Consider the following 20965-nt stretch of genomic DNA (forward strand, 5'->3'; position numbering starts at 1 on the left):
AGGAAACCATGGATCAAAGCCAACTCAAATGGATTGCAGACTTCATCTGGAACATCGCCGATGACCGTCTGCGCGACGTGTATGTGCGCGGCAAATACCGCGATGTGATATTGCCGTTCACCGTACTGCGCCGTCTCGATGCGGTGCTGGAATCCACAAAAGATGTCGTATTAGAACGCAAAAAGTTCCTCGATCAACATGGCGTTGTCGATCAGGAAGGCGCCTTACGTATGGCCGCCGGCCAGGCTTTTTACAACACCTCGGAATTTACCCTGTCGCGCCTGGCAGCCAGTAACCACGGCCAAAGATTGCGCGATAACTTCATCGATTATCTCGATGGCTTCTCGCACAACGTCCAGGAAATCCTGGCCAAATTCAAATTTCGCGACCAGATCCAGACCCTGGTTGATGCCAATGTCCTGGGCTATCTGATCGAAGATTTTCTCAATCCCGATGTCAATCTATCGCCGCAACCGGTGCTAGATGGCGACAACCGCATCAAACTGCCGGGTTTGGACAATCACGGCATGGGCACGGCATTCGAGGAATTGATCCGCCGCTTCAACGAAGACAACAACGAAGAAGCCGGCGAACACTGGACGCCGCGCGACGTAGTCAAACTGATGGCCAAGTTGCTGTTCGTGCCGATCGCCGACCGGATTGAGTCCGGCACCTATACCTTGTATGACGGTGCCTGCGGTACCGGCGGCATGCTAACCGTGGCCGAAGAAACGCTGCTAGAACTGGCCGCCAGCCACGACAAGGAAGTCTCGATTCATTTGTTCGGGCAAGAGATCAACCCGGAAACCTACGCCATTTGCAAAGCCGATTTGCTGCTAAAGGGCGAAGGCGAAGAGGCCGAGAACATCGTCGGCGGCGCCGATAAATCCACCTTGTCGGCCGACCAATTTCCGGCGCGTGAATTCGACTTCATGCTGTCCAATCCGCCTTATGGCAAAAGCTGGAAAACAGACCTGGAACGCATGGGCGGCAAAGCCGGTTTTAGCGACCCGCGCTTCATGGTTACTCACGACGGCGACCCGGAATACAAACTCATCACCCGTTCTAGCGACGGCCAGCTGATGTTCCTGGTCAACAAGCTGCAGAAGATGAAACACAACACCCCGCTGGGCAGCCGTATTGCCTTGGTGCATAACGGCTCGGCGCTGTTCACCGGCGACGCCGGCCAGGGCGAAAGCAACATACGCCGCTGGGCCATCGAAAACGACTGGTTGGAAGCCATCATCGCCTTGCCGCTAAACATCTTTTACAACACCGGCATCGCTACCTACATTTGGGTGCTGACCGACCGCAAGGCCGAACACCGCAAAGGCAAAGTGCAACTGATCGACGCCAGCCAATGGTTCCAGCCCTTGCGCCGTAACATGGGCAAGAAAAATTGCGAGCTAAGCGAATCTGACATTGCACGCATTCTGGAACATTACCTGCAATCGCCGTCGGCCGATGACGATGCGGCAAAAACAATGCCGGAATCCAAATGGTTTAACAACGCCGATTTCGGCTATTGGAAAATCACCGTCGAACGGCCGTTACGCCTGAAGAGCCAGCTCAAACGCAGCGCCATCGAAACCCTGCGCTTTGCCTCCGGCGATGAAGCCTTGCGCAGCGAAATGTATGGCCGCTGGGGCGATGCACTGTACGATCAGTTCGCCAAATTGCGGCCCGAGATCGAAGCCTGGCTGAAAGGGGACGACAGCGACGAAGAGGCGGACGACAGCGACGAGGAAGACAGCAAGTCCGCCAAGAAAGCCGTACCCGAAAAACGCCGGAAAAAACTACTCGACCCAGCCACTTGGCTGCGCGACAACGCCCTGGTCGAACTGGCCCGTTTGGCGCAACAGGAATTGGGCGAGGGCGTATTCGACGACCACAACCAGTTCCGCGCTCGTTTCGATGCGGCCATGAAACAGCTCGATAAGAAACCCAGCGCTTCCGATAAAAAAATCATCTACAAAGCCGTGAGCTGGCGTGACGAAACCGCGCCGCCGGTGATCGCCAAACGCACAAAACTCAAAGCCAACGACTTCTTCGAGCCTGGCTACGACGGCGCTTATCTGGAGCAAGATGGCAAAGACCGCTACATGCTGGAATACGAAGCCGACAGCGATTTGCGCGACACCGAACAAGTGCCGTTGACCGAGCCCGGCGGCATTGAAGCCTTCTTCAAACGCGAAGTGCTGCCGCATGCGCCCGACGCCTGGATCGCGATGGACGCCACCAAAATCGGCTATGAAATTTCTTTTGCCCGTTACTTTTACCGGCCCGCGCCGCTCAGGACGCTGGAGCAAATCCGCGCCGATATTCTGGCCCTGGAACAGCAGACCGAAGGTTTGCTGCATAAAATCGTGGGGGCGGCATGAACGGTTTTGTCTACGCACTGAGTAGACAATTGGCTTATAGCCCTTGCAAAGCTGCGGGAGTTGCGTAATGGATACGGTTCGATATCCGTCTTATCGAGACTCCGGCTTGCCTTGGGTGCCTGAAATTCCGGCAGGTTGGCAGGTGCTGCGCAATAGCCGATTATTTGCCCATCGGGTGCAAACCGGCTTTCCGGACTTGCGGATTTTGGAAGTGTCATTGCGTACCGGTGTGCGGGTGCGCGACATGGAAAACTTGAAGCGCAAGCAAGTGATGAGCCAGAAGGAAAAATACAAACGCGCGGCCAAGGGCGACATTGCCTATAACATGATGCGGATGTGGCAAGGCGCGCTCGGTGCGGCCCCGGTCGATGGCTTGGTCAGCCCGGCCTATGTGGTGGCCAGTCCGTTTCCGGAAGCCAACAGCGCCTATTACAGCTATCTGTTCCGCACGGCAGCCTATATGCGCGAGGTGAATAAGTTCTCGCGCGGCATCGTCTCGGATCGTAACCGGCTGTATTGGGACGAGTTCAAACAAATGCCGTCGCTGTTGCCGCCGCGAGCCGAGCAGGATCAAATCGTAGCTTATCTGCGGGTGCAAGATGCTCACATTGCCCGCTTCATCAAGGCTAAGCGTGAGTTGATTAACTTGCTCAACGAGCAAAAGCTACGCATCATTGATCATGCCGTCACGCGCAGCATCGATGCATCGGCCAAGCTTCGGCCTTCTGGTGTTGATTGGTTGGGCGACGTGCCAGAGCATTGGGTGATCAAACCGCTCAAGCGATGGGTACACCTCAACGCCGGCACACTTGGAGAGAAGACCAGACCGGAATTCGAGTTTCGCTACGTCGATATAGGCTCGGTGAAGACTGGTCGATTAGCAAAGGAGCTTGAGCGGATGTGTTTTGCGGCGGCCCCGTCAAGAGCTCGCCGCATCCTGCGCCGGGGAGACACTATTATCTCGACTGTGCGGACGTACCTAAAGGCAATTTGGTATGTCAACGAAGAGGCTAATGATCTAATTGCATCTACTGGTTTTGCCGTGCTCACACCGGGAAGTGGCGTCGAGCCCGAGTACCTTAGCTATGTGATTCAAAGCACTCCCTTTGTGAACCGGGTTACGGCCAACTCGATTGGTATCGCTTATCCGGCTATTGCTGAGACCGTACTTGGACGATTCCCTGTTGCGCTTCCGTCAACGTTGGCCGAACAGCAAACAATCGTTGCTCATATTAAAGCCGAGGGTGAACCACTGGATCGAGCCATCGAACAGGCGATGGCAGAAATTAAGTTAATGCGCGAATACCGCGACCGCCTGATAGCCGACGTCGTCACCGGCCAAATCGATGTCCGCAATTGGCTGCCCGGCCTGGACGACGTGGTGGCCGAGGAAGACCTGGCGGCACTGGGCGGCGACGAAGACATCGAACCCAATGGGGAGGACGAGGATGGCGAAGAATAAACCCGCCGCACCCAAACCGGCCGACGCCTTACTGCTGGAGTTGCGCGGCCTGATCGACTCTGCCCGCCAGCACGTTGCGCAGACCGTCAATGCCACGCTGACGATGCTGTATTGGCATGTGGGCAAACGCATTCGCAGTGAAGTGCTGCGCGATGGCCGTGCGGAGTACGGCGAGCAGATTTTGTCGACGCTGTCGACACAATTGGTACGGGAGTATGGTCAGAGCTTCGGGTTGCGCAGCCTGCGCCGCATGATCCAGTTCGCCGAGGTGTTTCCGGACGAAGCAATTGTTGCGACGCTGTCGCAACAATTGAGCTGGAGTCACTTCATCGAAATCCTGCCACTCAAACAGCCGCTGGAACGCGAGTATTACGCCGAGCTGTGCCGCGTAGAACGCTGGAGCGTGCGAACCCTGCGCGAGCGCATCGCCAGCCAGTTGTACCTGCGCACGGCCATCGCCAAGCAGCCGGAATCCGTGGTAAAGGCGGAAATCGGCCACCTGCGCGCGGGTGGGCAAATGACGCCCGAACTGGTGTTCCGCGACCCGTACATGCTGGACTTTCTGGGCCTGCCGCACGACTACAGCGAACGCGACCTGGAAGACGCCATCCTGCGCGAAATGGAGCGCTTCCTGCTGGAACTGGGCGTGGGCTTCACCTTTGTGGCGCGGCAAAAGCGCATCAGCGTCGGTGCGGACGATTTCTACCTAGACCTGCTGTTCTACCACCGCCATCTGAAACGGCTGGTCGCGGTGGAACTGAAGCTGGAGAAGTTCCTGCCCGCGCACAAGGGCCAGATGGAGTTGTACCTGCGCTGGCTGAACCAGCACGACCGCGCCGTGGGCGAGGAACCACCCATCGGACTGATTCTGTGCGCCACCAAGGATGCGGAGCAGGTCAAGCTGATGGATATGGATGCCTCCAATATCCGCGTGGCCGAATATCTGGCGCACATCCCGGACATGAAAGTTTTGCAGGTACAGCTACACCGCGCCGTGGAACTGGCGCGCGAACGAGCCGCACAGGTCACTTTGCCGCAGCCGGCGACCATTGCCGAGGCGGCGAGCCAAGCGCCCAAACCCCAGAGCGGAAAGAAGGGAGACAATGCATGAAGCCCACCGACACCAGCGAAAAAGGCCTGGAAGTCCTAATTGTTAGCCATCTCACCGGTCAGCAGAACCCGGCCCCCGCAGCGGATAACTCAGTCCACTCAAGTGTGGGCTATTACAGCGTCGGCGGTTATCAGCCAGGCCAACCCAGCGATTACAACCGGGATGTGGCGCTGGATGTCGTCAAGTTGCTGGCCTTTTTGCAAATCACTCAGCCCAAGATCGTCGAAACCTTGGAGTTGGCGCGGGACGGTATCAAACGCAGCCAGTTTCTGCACCGCATCCAGGGCGAGATTGCCAAGCGCGGAGTGGTGGATGTGTTGCGTAAGGGTGTCAGCCACGGCCCGGCGCATGTCGATTTGTATAAATTCCTGCCGACGCCGGGCAATGCCAGCTCGACGGAGAATTTTGCCAAGAATATTTTCAGCGTCACCCGTCAATTGCGTTACAGCAACGACGAGACCACGCGTTCGCTGGATCTGGCGATTTTCATCAACGGCTTGCCAGTGGCGACTTTTGAATTGAAAAACTCGCTGACCAAGCAAACCGTGGCCGACGCCATCAGCCAATATCAAACCGACCGCGACCCGCGCGAATTGCTGTTTCAAATGGGCCGCTGCATCGTGCATTTTGCGGTGGACGACAGTGAGGTGGCCTTTTGCACGCATTTAACCGGCAAAACCTCGTGGTTTTTGCCCTTCAACCAGGGCTGGAACAGCGGCGCCGGCAATCCGCCCAATCCGGACGGTCTGAAAACCGATTACCTGTGGAAACAGGTGCTGGCCAAGGAATCGCTGGCCAACATCATCGAAAACTTTGCCCAGATCGTCGAGGAGGAAGACGAGCGCGGCAAGAAAAAGCGTAAACAGGTGTTTCCACGCTTCCATCAACTACGCACGGTGCGGGCCTTGTTGCGCCGCTGCGGAACCGAAGGCGTGGGCCGCCGTTACCTGATCCAGCATTCGGCCGGCAGCGGCAAAAGCAACACCATTGCCTGGTTGGCGCATCAGTTGGTGGAGTTGAAGCAAGCCAACGATGCCAATAGCGCCCAGTTCGATTCGGTGATCGTCATCACAGACCGGCGCGCGCTGGATACGCAAATTGCCAAGACCATCAAGGGCTATGACCATGTCGCCTCGATCTTTGGTCATTCCGATAGCGCCGAGGAGTTGCGCGGCTTTCTGCGCAAGGGCAAAAAAATCATCGTCACCACGGTGCAAAAGTTTCCGTTTATTCTGGATGAACTGGACGACCTGGGTTCCCGCCGTTTTGCCTTGCTGATAGACGAGGCGCATTCTAGCCAGGGCGGCAAAACCACCGCCAAGATGCACATCGCCTTGTCTGCCGCGCCCGGCGACGACGAGGACGACGAAGAGTCGGTCGAGGACGCGGTGAACAAACTGATCGAGTCACGAAAGATGCTGGCTAACGCCAGTTACTTTGCCTTTACCGCAACGCCGAAAAACAAAACCCTGGAGTTGTTCGGCGAGCGCTACCAGGAAGGCGACGAAGTGCATTTCCGCTCGCCGCCGGAGTTGACCTACACCACCAAGCAGGCGATTCAGGAAGGTTTTATCCTGGATGTCATCAAGAATTACACGCCGGTGGACAGCTTTTACCGCGTCGCCAAGACCGTGGAAGACGATCCGGATTTTGACAAGGTCAAGGCGCTGAAGAAAATCCGCCATTACGTTGAATCCCACGACAAGGCCATTCGCCGCAAGGCCGAAATCATGATCGACCATTTCACTGCGCAGGTGATCGGTAAACGCAAGATCGGCGGGCAGGCGCGGGCGATGGTGGTCTGCAACGGCATCGCGCGGGCCATCGATTATCATCGCGAGATCAGCGATTACCTGCGGGAAATCAAAAGCCCCTATAAAGCTATCGTGGCGTTTTCCGGCGAGCATGAGGTGGGCGGCAAGAATGTGACCGAAGCTGACATGAATGGTTTTCCCAGTAAGGACATTCCGGCCAAGCTGAAGCAGGATCCGTATCGGATTTTGATTGTCGCCAACAAATTCGTCACCGGCTTCGACGAGCCATTGCTGCATACCATGTATGTCGATAAAGCACTGGCTGGGGTGCAGGCCGTGCAGACTTTGTCACGACTGAATCGCGCCCATCCGCAAAAACACGATACCTTTGTGCTGGACTTTGCCGACAACGCCGAAGCGGTACAGGCGGCGTTTCAGGAATATTACCGAGCCACGGTGCAAGTCGGTGAAACCGACCCGAACAAGCTGCATGACCTGAAAAACGATCTGGACGGCCATCAGGTGTATGCCTGGCAGCAGCTGGAAGACTTGGTGGCGCTGTACATCAAAGGTGCGGAACGCGACAAGCTGGACCCGATTCTGGATGTTTGCGTCGAAGCGTACAAACAGCAATTGGATGAAAATGCCCAGGTCGAGTTTAAAGGCAAAGCCAAGGCCTTCGTGCGCAGCTATGGATTCCTTGGAGCTATATTGACCTATGGTCACCCGGCCTGGGAAAAACTGGCGATTTTCCTGAATTTCCTGATTCCGAAACTACCGGCGCCGAAAGAGGAAGACCTTTCCAAGGGCGTGCTCGATGCCATCGACATGGACAGCTATCGGCCGGAAGTGAAAGCCGCGTTGAGTATGGGCATGGAAGATGAGGATGGCAGTGTAGAGCCCGCACCGACCAGTGCTGGCGGCGGAGGCAAGATTACCGAAATCGACAAGCTATCCAACATCATCAAAGCCTTTAACGATTTGTTCGGCAATATCGAATGGAAGGATGGCGACAAAATTCGCAAGGTGATTACCGAGGAAATTCCAAATCGGGTTTCTCAGGATAAGGCTTATCAAAATGCCGTGCAGCACTCCGACAAGCAGAATGCCCGCCTAGAGCATGACAAGGCACTAAACCGAGTCATTCTCGAATTGCTGGCCGATCACACCGAACTCTTCAAGCAATTCAGTGATAATCCCAACTTTAAGCGCTGGTTGACCGATACTGTTTTTGATACGACTTATCAGCCTGGATTGATACCGCCCAATGTGCCGCCACAGTCTGGTGCTGGGTTGTGAAGCGTTGCAATCGTCAGGGATCGGTTTTACTTCGATAAAATTCGCCAGACAGTGTCGGGCAAATTCGCAGACGTGTCTGCGAAATTAAGACAATAGTGGCTTTTTGGCAGACTTGCACAATATCCCGTTAATGGAATTTATATTCGTTGGAGCATAGAAATGATTATTCAGGAAGCAATCGTCCATCGGTTTGATAAGGATAGACACAAACCGTCGGTAGCCAAAATGCGGGATGAGGTCTTGCCAAACGAAGATAATTTACAAAATTTGGTGGGTGGGATTCGTGATGTTTTTAATCGAACTATGACTCGTGGCTATGGGGCCTTTAAAAGTGAGGATGTTGCTTACCCCTTTTCAGATTTGCTCGACAAATACCTGAAAGACCAACAAGGACTTGGGGTATACACTCTGGGACTGAAAACCTGCTATCAGAAAGCTATCGACGGTGCGTCTCTCGCCACTGGGGGCTATTTGTTTTTTGCTCGTTACCAGGAAAATGGGCAGGATTTCATGTTTGTTGTATCGCTCAAATTAAAGGCTGGTACAGGCATCGACGACACCACGCTAACAATCAATAAAACGGTCAATTTCGATATTGATCACCTGCACGAAGCGGCCAGAATTAATCTGACAGCATGGAAGGCCGGAAACGATCGATACGTGACCTTTATTAAAAAGCGGCGTAGTGGTGAAGATAGTAAAAGTGCTACAGATTATTTTCGGGATTTTCTTGGTGTCACGGAATTAACCGAATCGGCAGAGCAAACCAAGCTTTTACTCCAGGTAGTCAGGGACTATTGTGAAGAAAAGCAATTTGAGGTCGACAAAGCGCGAGAAATACGCCAAAGAGTTCATGCCTACTGTGTCGAATGTACCAAGGAAAAGAAAGGCATTAGTCTGGATGCATTGTCTATGCGTCTTGACGATCAACAGCCTGCTAGCTTCTCTGAATTTGTCACGAGTAAAGATTATCCGCTTGGAGATGGCTTTGAGCCGAACAGTCGAATCTACCGCGGTTTGCGCCGCCATCGCATTAAGGATTCAAAGTTGACATTGGATTTCGAAGAGTCGATTCTAGGCTCACGTGTCATCTATGATGACCTTACCGAAACACTGATTATCAAAGACTTGCCTTTGGAATTTAAACAACGCTTGAAACCAACATCAACTGAAAGCGATGACCCAACTTGATTTGGTTGTAAGACTATGCCGAGAATTGACGGCTCCTTTTGTGGAGGACGCGTTACTTCATGGTTACATCGATAGTCTTACGGCCGAAACACTTACAGTTCTGAGGAAATTAGATGCTGACGGCCATTACATGCTGCCAACAGCGTTTGATGAACAGCGAGCGCTTGGTCAGCCATTTAAAGTTAGAGACGTTGCGATTCCACGTTTACCCGAGATGTTTTTTGCGAGTACTTGGGATGAGTTTTTACAACATCATAACTTTCGTTTTGCTAAACCGAGGTCATATTTTGTCATAGAAACAAATTTCTATTCTGCCGACGCTACTCAGGATCAATTTGCCGATCGATATTCCCAAGTTGTCGATTTAATAAAATTACTGGAAGAGATAGCCGATGTTTCTCAGCCTAGTGCAGGTCGTCTTGCGTTAGTTTTCATGGTCAAGGAGAAATTCGAGTTAACTATTGACTATGGGGCTGCCGACCTTAGAGCGCTTTCTGAGTTAAACAGCTTGCGTAACGAATTTATCGTTGACGATGCTCATACAGAGCAGCGTAAAAGCATTCTCAAATCTGCGCTGATGGAAATGCTAAAAAATGTACCCAGCGGTGAGAGATTTAAGCATCTACTTTCCGTGTTTGACGAACTCAAACGGCGGGCTCGCGACAATTATCAACTTTATGTTGCCGGGTTTTCTTTTGAGAAAGTGCGAGAGGAAGTTCAGGAAAACCGCTTGGAATACACCTTAAAATTGAACAAGGTGTTTGCGGAGCTTCAAAATCAGCTATTAGCCGTCCCTGCGGCGCTGTTGTTAGTTGGGTCTCAGATGGACGAGAAAGCGGGAGATTCTTTAAAAAACTGGGCTCTTTGGTTTGGAGCCTTAATATTCACGGGCTTCATGAATATGCTTTTAAGAAATCAGCGTCATAGCTTGAAAGCGATTAATGATGAAATAAGTGAGTTGAAAGAAAAATTGACCGTTGAACATGCCGCGTTAGCTACCAAATTGATGCCAATGTATGGCGAACTCGACAAACGCTATAAACAACAGAAAAATGCCTTGTTATTTGTAGAAGTTTTGATAGCGGGAGTTTTGCTCTTTTGCACTTTTTTGTTTGGTCGATACTGCAAATTTTGGTAAAAAAATTCCAATCAAATTAATGGCAGAACAAATCTATTTTTATACCCCTTAGGAAATTATTCAATGAACAAATCCGACCTCATCGACGCCATCGCCAGCCACGCCAACCTGACCAAAGCCGACGCCAGTCGCGCATTGGATGGCATTACTCAATCCATTCAAGCTGCATTGAAAGCAGGTGATTCGGTCGCTCTAGTGGGTTTTGGCACCTTTGAAGTGAAAGAGCGTGCGGAACGCGCCGGTCGTAATCCACAAACAGGCGAAGCGATAACGATTGCCGCCGCCAAATTACCATCGTTCAAAGCCGGCAAAGGTCTGAAAGACGCCGTTCAGTAAGCCTCTGGCCGATCATTGCGGCCCCATACCCCAGCCTTCCAGTTCCGACTGCCGTTTGACCGTGGGGACGTCCAGATCGGTCATCCGGCCTTGAGTGCGGGTTAAGGTATCTTGCCGACCACTTGAGGCTGCACCGTATTTTTGCGGATTGAGTCGGCTGCCCGTTCCGGTGAGTTGATCGAGATTGAGCATGGATGCAGCATTTGCAGCAGTCGGTAAGTGTCCGGTCTGAGCCAGAATGCCTAGCCATTCGTCCAGATTAACTTGGGTCCAATCGACTCGATCCAAATCCGAGACTTTGATGCCCGTGCATACTGGGCTCTCTGGCGTCCCAAAATCCATCCCGAGTTGCGGTTTGATTTGTTCGTTGAGGATACGGGCTAGCGGTGAGTTGTAGCAGCAGTAACTTTCCTTGCGCACCCAACACACGTCAGCCACTTTGCTTTCGCAATAGGTGCCAAGGTCCGTGCAGACTTTCAGTTGCTTCTTGGCGGCAAGCTCGTATTCCGGTTCTTCGCAGGAATAGACGATCTGGATAATCATGATGATGATCATCACCACAGTATAAGCCGTCATCAAGGTGCTGAGCAGTTGCCCGGCTACTGCCGCGCCGCCGCCTAATTGCACACCACCGGATTGCGCGGCGGGTGTGAGATTGCCGGCTGCATCAAAGGCTGCCTTGCCGCCCGCACTGAACAAGGCATTACCTGCGGCTTGGCCAAAAGTCTGGCCGATCCATTCCGCCACCGACTTCATCAATTCGCCTTTGAGCGAGTCGAGTAGCCCTTTTGAGGCAATATCGCTGGTGCTCAGCATGTCTGTACCGACCAAGTTATTGACGCCAGAAGCAAAATCCGCCTGAAAACTGTTCCAGGCATCGCCGGCCAAGGTGAGCGGAGTACGCATGGTTTCCCAGGCGCCCCGGAAGGCGGAGGTGCTGTCCATGGCCATGACGGCGCTGTCCATCTGACTGGTGGCGATCAGCAGATCAATGTAACGGCCCAGCCCCATCGCACCCGAGGGTGTTTCGCAGCAATCGACCAGACTGAGCGCGCCACCGACCATTTTGCAACTGGCCGGTTTGCCTTGAAATACCTGGCAGGTGGTCGGATCCTTTTGCTGCAGATCGGCATTGGCGTAGTCACAATGTAAGTCCATTGCCATTTGCTGGGCGCTATTCAATAACGCGACCGCCTTACTGAAATCCTGGCTCTGCGTGCGATTCACGGTAATACAGTCTTCGCCCATACAGCGTATCGGCCCGGCACATTGCTGTTGGGTGTTGCTTTGAATGCCGGGAATGCCCACCGTTTGCCCGCAGTCATAAGTATCGACGCTGTCCCAGCAGGTGCCGGAGGCCAACACACTGGTACATTGGCTTTTGATGAATGAGCAGCCTTGCGTTTCCAACGACGCACAGGTCTTGCTGGGGCTTCCATTCGCCGGTGGCTCCAAGCAATGGGTGCCGGCGGTATCGGTCCAACATTGGCCATACTGATTCAAATCGCAGTGTCCAGAGGACTGGATATTCATGCAAGTATTACGAATCCCGGTCGAACTGGCCACCGGGGCTTGTGCCAAATCCGTGCCGCAAACCATCACCTGCGAAGTTGGGTCGACGTAACAACCCGAAGCATTGGCAGGATCGCTAGTACAACTCAATTGGCTGCCGGCGTGACAAATGCCGTCAGTAATCGCATTGGCTAAGTTTTGGCAATTAGGGCCACTCCAACTCCATTGATCCTGGGTGATCAGTTTCGACAAATCGTAGCGTAGTCGAATCCGGGAATAACCTTCACCATTACCACCAACCATGGTTTCCTGTTTGAAGACTTTGTTGCCTGTACTGTTGAAGGCATAGGTGACGTCGCGATTGGGATGGTCGACCCAGCTATTGCTGAGCTCACATGAGCCACCCCAGCCGGTGGAACCGGTATAGATCAGATTCCCGCCGTAATAGACGCGGGCATGGTCATCGAATTCGACGTCTTCCAGCGTGGCACTGATGATGGCTTCCGGATGCAGGACGTTGTATGTGACTTCCCAGCTGAATATGCCGCAGTCGGCTGACCAATAGTTATCGCCCACACGCCCGACGTACAAATCCATGCAGCCAGATCCACAGCTGGACATGCCTCCGTTACCGGAGACAAAGCTGAGTAGGGTCTCAACATTGACTTGATGCGTTGCAGTACAACTTTGCGGCACTGTCGGCTGGCGCAGACACAACTGATAATCCGGCACTTGCACCGAATGACTGGTCTCGGTTTGAGTCGTCACGGTGGTACAGTCTGAGAATGAATGTGCCCACGGGGTAAAATCGGCAAACACCTGATCGCCGGCATTCCAGACCGCATCGTTGCGTAAATCCGGGTGTGACTGGTGGGAGTTGTCGATCAAGGTGCGATAGGCTTCGCCGGTGAAACTGCTTTCGCCGTTCAAGGTGGTTTGGGCGTTTAGTCCCGCTGCGATGGTACCGGGATTGTTGCCGTAGAGATTGGCAAAATCGCTGGCCGATGTACTGGCGCTGTTCGTATCCGGAAATAGCGTACCAATCGATATCGCGCTTTCCTGGGAAGTGCCGGGGTTTAGCGTCAGCGAACCGCTGCCGGTATCGGTTGGAAATTCAAATCCGCCGACAATCTGTTGTCCGAGTTGTTGCCCGTCGCTACCGGCTGCCTGTATCGCGTCAGCCCAGGATAATCCAAACGGCGTCCAAGCCAGCGTCACGCATAAAACTGCGGACAGTGCTTGGGTAAACCAGCGATGCGGCTCGAATAATGTCCAGATGCCCATCACAACCCCACGCAACAATCCTGCCAGCGCCACAGCAGGTAGAGATGATCTTCGCCCGGTCCTGGGAAGGTACGTCCCGCACCCCATTTGAAGGTGGTCTCGCCGATGACATGATTGGATTCGGTTTCCGCTACCGGATAAAACATCGAAAGCCGGTATTGGGATTTGGGTATGAAGGGATATATTGTCCCGCCGCACAGGGCATCGTTACCGGAGGTTTTCCAGGCCAGGCCTCGACGATGTAAAGCGGCGGTGGCTCGCGTGGCCAACAAACTGGTAATCCGCAGATCGGTGCCGTAACTAGTCGGCGAAATGCCGGATAAGGGATACATATGGCCCCAAGCACCGGCACACCAGAACAAGGCATCCAGGGGATTACCTGTTGCAGCCGCTGCGGCATCGGCGACACAGGCCGATATCGCCACCGGGTTAGCAAACAACGCCGTTTCCGGGCTGGTGAAGAACGCCAACAAATCGCTATTCCAGGTCGGGTCAAGTTCCGAGACGTATAGCAAATCAAAGTCGCGATAGCCGTCGCTATTGCAACGCCCATCCCAGAACAGATCCAGCATGATGGTCAGCGGAAAGGCGAAGTAGTGGTAATTGAAAAACGACATCTCGCTGGCATCGAAATCCGCCTTGCCGGTGGTAGCGATCAAGCGCACATTCGAGGCACTGATTTTATGACCTCCCAGTGCCGGCGAACACCAGGGATTGCGCACGATTTCAATCAGCCGCGCCGGATTCCATAAACCCACCGTCATGCCCAATTGCGGTATGCCCATGGGATCGGTGCAGAAGCAAAACTTCTCATCGGTGGCGATACTGGGGACATTGCCGCCACCCAAGGACGCGCCGGCGGCGCGAATCGGAAACAGGCAACTCCAGCAAATATCGGTGACCAGTTTTCCTGACCACAGCTCGGCATCCGCACACAGCGGATCGGTGGCTCTGGTTGTCGTGTCGGCATGCAGGTTGCTCACCAGGGACATGAGCAGCCAAAAAGCCCAAGGGAAAATCAGGCAATTCATGACCGCTCTCCCGCCGAAGCCGGCAGTTTTCGTTCGCGAACCACTAGACGATTGCCAGTCTGCTCGACCAGACTCGGTACATGCTGTAATTGAAATCGGCTACGCACGTCTGGCGTCAACAAGTACACCGATGAATTCAGCGATGTTTCCAATGCTTTCAAACCGTTCCAACCGTACTGACGCGAAACCGACGTGGCCAGATACATCACGCGGGCTTTTTTGTCCTGACATGACAATTGGCGAACCCATTGGACTTGAGTGGTTTCTGTAGCGTCAAATACCACTAGGCATAAGCCAAACGGCATGTTGTCTAAGGGATTAACGGTTTGTCCGGCCCGGACAATGAGCTGACCATTCGGCGCAGTCAGATTGCGTGGCGCGGTGATCGTCATATCGATTACTCGCTCACGATCTTCCAATGCGACTGGCAACACTTCGAATCTTTGCTGATCCCAGAAACGAGCAATGGCCTGTTGCTGCTTTTGCCGCCAATCGATCGCAGCCATCCGTCGTTTGATTTCTTCGAGCAAATCGATTTCGGCGATGTCGTAGACATCGCCCAATCGGCCTAAATTGCCGGTAGCACTGGTTTTGAGCTTGTCGTTTAGCCAGCTCAAACTGCTGACGCCTTTCACCTGCAGCAATGCCTTGTCATCCGCTTCGACGACCATTGCCGGCACCGACGACACTGCCCATTTCTGAAAACGAGTCGGATCAATGACGATGTTGGGTACGGGATCAATATCTTTCAGAAGTCGTTTCAGGTCCGCGAACAAGGCGGGTAATTTTTGGCCCGCCTTGGGGCCTCGAAACACCAACAAGGCATCGTCCTGTCCCGATGCCTCTTCGAATATGCCTTTCAATGCCGTATCGCCGAGCGAAAACGAAACGAACACCACTTTGAGCGGTTTGCCAGGATGAGGTGTTACCGTTTTGTCGAGTGGGTTTGAGGATGCTGGAATGGATTGCATAGCCTTCGAGTTCTGCATCATCTCCATGGCTTGCCGGTTTGCTTCCAACTGATAGGCATTGCCTTCCAGCCAAGCAGGCTTAGCTTGGCCATCCAAGGCATTAAGAATCCGTTGCGATCTGGATAACCATTCCTCTTCCGCATTCACCGAAGCCACCAGTAATACGTTTGCCAAGCAAAGGAACACGACCTGACGCGGGCGATTGGACAGGGATTCAAAATAGCGCATAAGCTCGCCCAATTACTTGGTGGTCATAGACATAGCCCCAATACCGCGAGTCAAAACTCTTATCCGTTTTGCCGGTCAACCAATAGGCCGCCGGCGGAATGGTTTCGTCACGTTTGAAACTGGACGCGGGTTTCTTGAGTTTTTCCGCTAACGGCAAACCTTCGATAATCAAGGAACCGTTGACCGTGGTTTGATGACTGTCGACCTGAATATGATCGCCGGTCACACCTGCGGCAATTTTGACGATGATCTGGCCATCCTTGAAATATGGAGCCATGCGCTCGGCACGAAACGCCATCAGATCGCCGCGCCAAATGTCCTTGTTGTAGGTGTCGATCAGGTAAATCCATTTGTCGGGTAAACAACGATCAACCTGATCGTCGCCGCCGATTAGAAAGCGTTGGCCGATGTAATGCTCAACCACCAATACCAGAATCAAGATCGGCAAGGCCTTGAGCAGGAACTTGCCGATAGGCTTTCTGTGGGATGTTTGACGTATCGCCATGGGTTTGTCCATCGCATCACCTTTGGGTTTGACGGACATAAACATCGTCAGGTGCCGTAACCACCGCGGTGGAATCGATCACCAGATAGCCCGCGTCACTGAGTTTTTTGGCCTGGCTTTGCCAGTCATCGACGATCTTGGCCATTTGTTCCTGGCTGGCATTAGGCGGAATCGATTGAATCAGCTTGGCTCGATCCAGCACAAATACCGGTGTGACGAGATTCAACCGAGCAATCGGTTGCTGTAATTGCTGATGGGCAGCAAACCACCCACCGAGGCAGCCCAAACTGGAAGCGATCAAAATGATACTGAGCCATTGCGATTTAACGTCCATGGCTTATCTCCCGTGGTTTGGTTCTACGATTGTCGAGCAGTTGTTGGATGGCATCACCGAGAGATAGTCCTAGCCGGCGCAACTGCTTGAGTGCCTGCACATCTTCTGGTTTGGTGGAAAACAGAATGCGTTTGAACGGGTCGACGATCAGACGGCCAATCCCTGAGCCCATCTCGGTGATGAAGAAGATTTCAGAATACGCGCCCGGTAGGGTGTGGACGGTTTTTAGGAGTTCATAACCGCCATCGGATAACGGAAGACGACGATCTTGCTTCATGCCTTCGATGACTTCGGCTTTTTGACCGAGCAGATACATATTGGCCGAGTTCTCGACAATGGCGCGGCCGGCGGCATTACGGTACAAGTCGTTGACCGACTGGGTGATGGTCACTGCCGCACCGCCGTATTTACGAAACCGCCGGTAGCCGTGTTCCATGAACTTGGCCACATCGCCTTCAGTCAGCAAATCCCACGCTTCGTCGATAATGACGATCTTCGGCCGGTTGCGTTCACCGAGATACATTTCCTGCTGGATTTGGTAAATCAGCTGCAGCAACACCACCTGTTGTAGATGCTTGCGGCCTTTCAGTTCTTCCAGTTCCAGCACGGTAAAGTCATTGGTGAATTTGGCGTTGTTGCGGCCATTGAAGTAGCGACCGTATTCGCCTTTTGTGGTAAAGGGAAACAGCTGCTCGCCGACATCCTTCAAGCGTTGATCGGTTTCGGCGCAAAGTAACTTGGCAATATCGTCGACGGACATGGCCTGCGCTTTATCCGTCCACAAGTGCTTCAAAATTCGTTTCAGGCCAGCGGTTTGGAAATCGGTTAGTTTCTCGGTCGGTGCCGCCATCTGACTGACTAACCCCGCTAACATATCGGCTTCTTCCTCGAAGTTTTGCACGATCTCGAATGGGTTCATACAGATGTTCGAACCGTGGGTGAATTTAACGAAATCGCCTTCCAGCACCTCGCAGAGGTTTTCATAGGAGCGGCCAACATCGATCGCCCAGATTTGAGCACCTTCGGTCAGGTAGCTGACGATGATCTCGTTGGTCAGGAAAGACTTACCTTTACCGGATTCGGCAGCAATACACAGGTTGTAATTGCCGGTGGTATCGAATAAGGACACGGCCATGTGTTCGCCGTTGCGTGAGACGAAATTCAAGGTCGGTGTGCCAGTACCGGCCCAATCGCCGAACAAAGGCAATAATGGAATCGCATGCCGCGTGGCCAAGGTACGATACCGTTTCAGGTCGGCAATCGCCGACCGTTCAGGACCGAACGGCAAACAGTTGAGGAAAAACGGCAGGCAGAAATATTTGTCTTCCAGCAGCTGAAATCCTAGTTCCCGAAAATACACCCGAGCATTCGAGACAGCTGCCGCCTCATCAGATTCATCGCAGAACAACAGCACCCCAAAATAACTGCGAATCGGCCGGTCGCCGTCGCCATAGGCTTCGAACAGGACGTCGAAATTATGTTTACGCTGCACCAGTACCGGTAAGAAGCGGGCAATTGGTGTGTTAACCTGGTTGGTAATAAATTGGCGAACGCCTTCCTGTTTGCTGCGCGTCGATTCGGCATCGGGGTAATGCAAGGTCAGACTGATCAAGGCATTCTGGCGGATACCACGGGTACCGGACAAAATATCGCCCAGATAACTCTTGGCGCTACCGAAGTAAAAATGGTCGGGCGTGCGTTTGGCGGATAGGGTTTTTACCCGTTTTGATCCGAGCCAAATGCCTTTTTCGTCGGTCTGTAGGGCATTGTCAAAATCGAGTAATTGGTCGCGGATCAACTGGGTCGGATCGCATTCCGGAACTACTCTGTCTTTCCAACCGGCATCTGGGTGCCAGTTAAGGATGGTATTCAATACCCGCACATATTGGTCGGAGCCCAAAATCGATGGATATAAGCCAATCGTTGATAAAGATTGCTGAGTGGCGAGTTGTAATTCCGTTGCCCGGCGGATTTCCGCTTCATTGGGTCTGGGGTTGGTGATGGGTAATTTCACCGTGACGATGACATGGCTTCGTCTAAGTCGTGCGCCCGAAATCGCTTCGGGTGGTTTGGTGGTACCTTGACGTAGGAAGTCGATGCTGGCCCCGGTCATCGTTTTATAGGTCTGTTTTTGCTGCTTTAGGCGCCGGGTTTGCATGATGGCCAACGACTCTTCGATATCCTGTGAAGTCCACAGGCTGACTTGCAATAAAGTATCGGTCGGCCAGTCCTGATTCAGCAACACATTGACTCGAGCGGAAACGCTGGGATCGGCCCCAGTCAATGGCCGGCAGATAAAGCCAAAGCCCACGCTGGAATCCGCCAGCAAGAACAGGTGATGGTCGTTGTCATAAGCGAGGGTTGAAAAAAGCGTATCGGCGGTATGGATTCTGGACTGTTTCATGCCGATTCCTCCTCTGCGTATAACAAACGCATGGTTTCGGCCTGATTTTGCAGCAATAGTCTAATGGTGTAGGGATGCCGGCTGACGCGGACCGCGCGTTTCTTGCGCAATAGTTCCCGCGCTCGCGCCGGATGGCACGGATTGATTGGTTTACCATCGGCGGCCTGAACGCGAACCGTGCGATCAGTCGTGTGTTCTGGGTTACGGCGGTTGCCCGTCGTCATCTCGGTAACGGGGTGTGGTCCGGTAATGTTGCTCATAACAACCTTATAGTGTCGCGGTGACAATATTGGTGATGATGGTCGGCGCCGCAAATAGGCCCACGCCGCTGGCGATACCCAGCACGAAGCCCATGATGCTGCCGCGTACCACGCCAGCGACCAGACCGACAATCACGAACACGATGGCGATGATCCGACCCAACAAACCTTCGACCCAACCGGTCAGTAAGGTCCAGACGTTGTTGAACTCGGTACCACCGGCGCCGGCCAGTGCGTCGGGTGCCAGTAACACAAAAAACAAGGAAGCCAGGGTGACTTGAACCCCGGTTCGATAGGACACTTTCATACAAGACGACCTCATAGTTGAATGACGACGGTTACCCGTCCGATCTCGGAGTCAAACTCCGGCTCAACATCAGCGGTCGCCCACTAAGACTCGCCGATCCCGAAGGTAATGGCGGTGAAGAATTTAGTTTTTGGCGGCTGGGTTGTTTAGCGTGGATGGCAAACCACGCGATTCCAAATCATCGTTATCTAATGCCTGATGTTTTTCAGGTGGCCGTTGTTCGACTTGTAGCGGAATCAGCGATGGACTCAGAGTCGGGGCCGACTTACCGATCATCCAGCGCCGTGGCTCCAGTTCTGTGTATACATAGTTGGAAACCATCAAATCGCCTTCGGCATCTTCCCAAGGAGCGATCCAGATGCGCATGACTTGCGAGGGTGTACGAATTGGCGTGGGGTCTTCAATTTTGGGCACTGGTTGTTGCTGGGGGATGTTCGGATCGGATACGGTTCGATGAAGTTCTTCGTGATTGTCCTGTTCGACTGATGGTTCCACCAAGGCTGGATTAGTAGCTTGATAGGCTTGTGTGGTCGACAAACACTGTGGTTCGTCCGGCATGCCTTTACAGCCGTACTGAGTTGCGCAGCCAGTGACAAGTACCAACATCAAGCTGGAAAGGAGTAATGGAAACGGGCAATAACGTTTCATGGCTTTTTCTCCACTTTTGGGGAGTTGTCTGTGGCGGTTGAGATGACCTTGGGTTTATTTTCCAGCCAATCGGCCAATACGTCCGGTGCGCCACTATGCGTACGGCCATCCGGGGCAATCAGAAACGGCACCCCTTGCAAGTCAAACAGCTTGGCGGTAACGATGGCTTTCTGTAACGGCTCTTTGTTGCATTGCGTGGGTTGTTCGGTCGGTAACCCGGCGTAATCCTGTTTCAACAGTCGTTTGCGCACGGCGTCCTTAATTTTGGCATCCGCTGAACCCAACTGACACGCCAGTTGTACGACGATGGTTTGTGATTCGGCACCCAGGATCGGCACCATCACCAGCTTGAAGGTGTATTTGTCCTGCAAGGCTTGCAGGTCTTTCATAACCTTGCCGCAATACGGGCAACGTGGATCGATAAAGATCAATACCGATTCTTTACCATGCCCAATCGTTACCGGCCCCAAGTCATTGACGTTGAGTTTCATCCGCGACAGATCGATGCGATTGGCGATTTTGTCGATGTCAGGCAAATCCTTGATTTCCTGCTGGGTCCAGACATCCATCAGTTTACCGCCGTAAAACGCAAAGCGACCATTACTGGAAATGAACACCGTTTGTGCGCCGGTCTTGACCATCTTCAATCCGCTGATCGGCAAATCCTGCATGCCGTCGATTTTGATCGACAGTAAGCTGGCGGCAATGTCAGATGCATTAGGTTTGGGTGGGGTGGTAGCTAATACAGCTGAAGCCGATAAAAATAATGGAAGTAGTAAGCTGGTCTGGCGTAGGATCATAAAATCATT

Annotated in this window: 17 protein-coding genes; 7 read left to right on the forward strand and 10 right to left on the reverse strand. The window is 53.2% G+C overall.

What is annotated here, in order from left to right:
- Positions 1-8: 8 nt before the first annotated feature.
- The 7 genes from BJL95_RS06220 (at position 9) to BJL95_RS06250 (ending at position 10672) form a co-directional block, all read left to right on the forward strand.
- Positions 9-2381: a class I SAM-dependent DNA methyltransferase gene (locus tag BJL95_RS06220; RefSeq protein WP_071156334.1), complete on the forward strand. Its 2373-nt coding sequence runs from the start codon at positions 9-11 to the stop codon at positions 2379-2381.
- Positions 2382-2448: 67 nt separating this feature from the next.
- Positions 2449-3843 (forward strand): restriction endonuclease subunit S, encoded by a 1395-nt coding sequence (locus BJL95_RS06225; RefSeq protein ID WP_071156336.1) that lies wholly within the window; start codon positions 2449-2451, stop codon positions 3841-3843.
- Positions 3830-4954 (forward strand): YhcG family protein, encoded by a 1125-nt coding sequence (locus BJL95_RS06230; protein ID WP_071156338.1) that lies wholly within the window; start codon positions 3830-3832, stop codon positions 4952-4954. The genes BJL95_RS06225 and BJL95_RS06230 overlap by 14 nt, the downstream gene beginning before the upstream one ends.
- Entirely contained in the window at positions 4951-8007 is a 3057-nt protein-coding gene (locus BJL95_RS06235) for a type I restriction endonuclease subunit R (RefSeq protein ID WP_071156341.1), read from the forward strand. The genes BJL95_RS06230 and BJL95_RS06235 overlap by 4 nt, the downstream gene beginning before the upstream one ends.
- Before the next feature lie 159 nt (positions 8008-8166).
- A complete protein-coding gene (locus tag BJL95_RS06240; protein ID WP_071156342.1) occupies positions 8167-9198 on the forward strand; it encodes a nucleoid-associated protein in 1032 nt (343 codons plus the stop codon).
- Complete coding sequence (locus tag BJL95_RS06245; RefSeq protein ID WP_071156344.1) at positions 9185-10336, forward strand: hypothetical protein; 1152 nt, start codon at positions 9185-9187, stop codon at positions 10334-10336. The genes BJL95_RS06240 and BJL95_RS06245 overlap by 14 nt, the downstream gene beginning before the upstream one ends.
- A gap of 15 nt (positions 10337-10351) precedes the next feature.
- Entirely contained in the window at positions 10352-10672 is a 321-nt protein-coding gene (locus BJL95_RS06250; RefSeq protein WP_302848339.1) for an HU family DNA-binding protein, read from the forward strand.
- Positions 10673-10684: 12 nt separating this feature from the next.
- Here BJL95_RS06250 and traN read toward each other — a convergent pair whose 3' ends face one another.
- The 10 genes from traN to BJL95_RS06300 all read right to left on the reverse strand — a co-directional run bounded on the left by traN (position 10685) and on the right by BJL95_RS06300 (position 20956).
- Positions 10685-13468 carry a conjugal transfer mating pair stabilization protein TraN gene (traN, locus tag BJL95_RS06255; protein ID WP_071156347.1) on the reverse strand — a complete coding sequence of 928 codons (2784 nt, stop codon included), beginning with the start codon at positions 13466-13468 and terminating at the stop codon, positions 10685-10687.
- Positions 13468-14460, reverse strand: a complete 993-nt coding sequence (locus BJL95_RS06260) for a TraU family protein (RefSeq protein WP_254786733.1) — start codon at positions 14458-14460, stop codon at positions 13468-13470. Before BJL95_RS06260 ends, traN begins: the two co-directional genes overlap by 1 nt.
- Before the next feature lie 35 nt (positions 14461-14495).
- On the reverse strand, positions 14496-15644 hold the full coding sequence (locus BJL95_RS06265) for a TrbC family F-type conjugative pilus assembly protein (RefSeq protein ID WP_254786702.1): 1149 nt from the start codon (positions 15642-15644) through the stop codon (positions 14496-14498).
- A gap of 40 nt (positions 15645-15684) precedes the next feature.
- On the reverse strand, positions 15685-16215 hold the full coding sequence (gene lepB / locus BJL95_RS06270; RefSeq protein WP_139306152.1) for a signal peptidase I: 531 nt from the start codon (positions 16213-16215) through the stop codon (positions 15685-15687).
- 4 nt (positions 16216-16219) lie between these two features.
- A complete protein-coding gene (locus BJL95_RS06275; protein WP_071156353.1) occupies positions 16220-16537 on the reverse strand; it encodes a hypothetical protein in 318 nt (105 codons plus the stop codon).
- Entirely contained in the window at positions 16527-18941 is a 2415-nt protein-coding gene (gene traC / locus BJL95_RS06280) for a type IV secretion system protein TraC (RefSeq protein WP_071156354.1), read from the reverse strand. Before traC ends, BJL95_RS06275 begins: the two co-directional genes overlap by 11 nt.
- Complete coding sequence (locus tag BJL95_RS06285) at positions 18938-19201, reverse strand: RRXRR domain-containing protein (RefSeq protein ID WP_254786703.1); 264 nt, start codon at positions 19199-19201, stop codon at positions 18938-18940. The genes traC and BJL95_RS06285 overlap by 4 nt, the downstream gene beginning before the upstream one ends.
- A 7-nt stretch (positions 19202-19208) precedes the next feature.
- Positions 19209-19508 (reverse strand): TraA family conjugative transfer protein, encoded by a 300-nt coding sequence (traA, locus tag BJL95_RS06290; protein WP_071156358.1) that lies wholly within the window; start codon positions 19506-19508, stop codon positions 19209-19211.
- 123 nt (positions 19509-19631) lie between these two features.
- Complete coding sequence (locus BJL95_RS06295) at positions 19632-20156, reverse strand: TraV family lipoprotein (protein ID WP_071156361.1); 525 nt, start codon at positions 20154-20156, stop codon at positions 19632-19634.
- Positions 20153-20956 carry a DsbC family protein gene (locus tag BJL95_RS06300; protein ID WP_071156363.1) on the reverse strand — a complete coding sequence of 268 codons (804 nt, stop codon included), beginning with the start codon at positions 20954-20956 and terminating at the stop codon, positions 20153-20155. The genes BJL95_RS06295 and BJL95_RS06300 overlap by 4 nt, the downstream gene beginning before the upstream one ends.
- Between the last annotated feature and the right edge of the window lie 9 nt (positions 20957-20965).

The sequence above is a fragment of the Methylomonas sp. LWB genome (genome assembly GCF_001856095.1).
Lineage (GTDB): Bacteria > Pseudomonadota > Gammaproteobacteria > Methylococcales > Methylomonadaceae > Methylomonas > Methylomonas koyamae_A.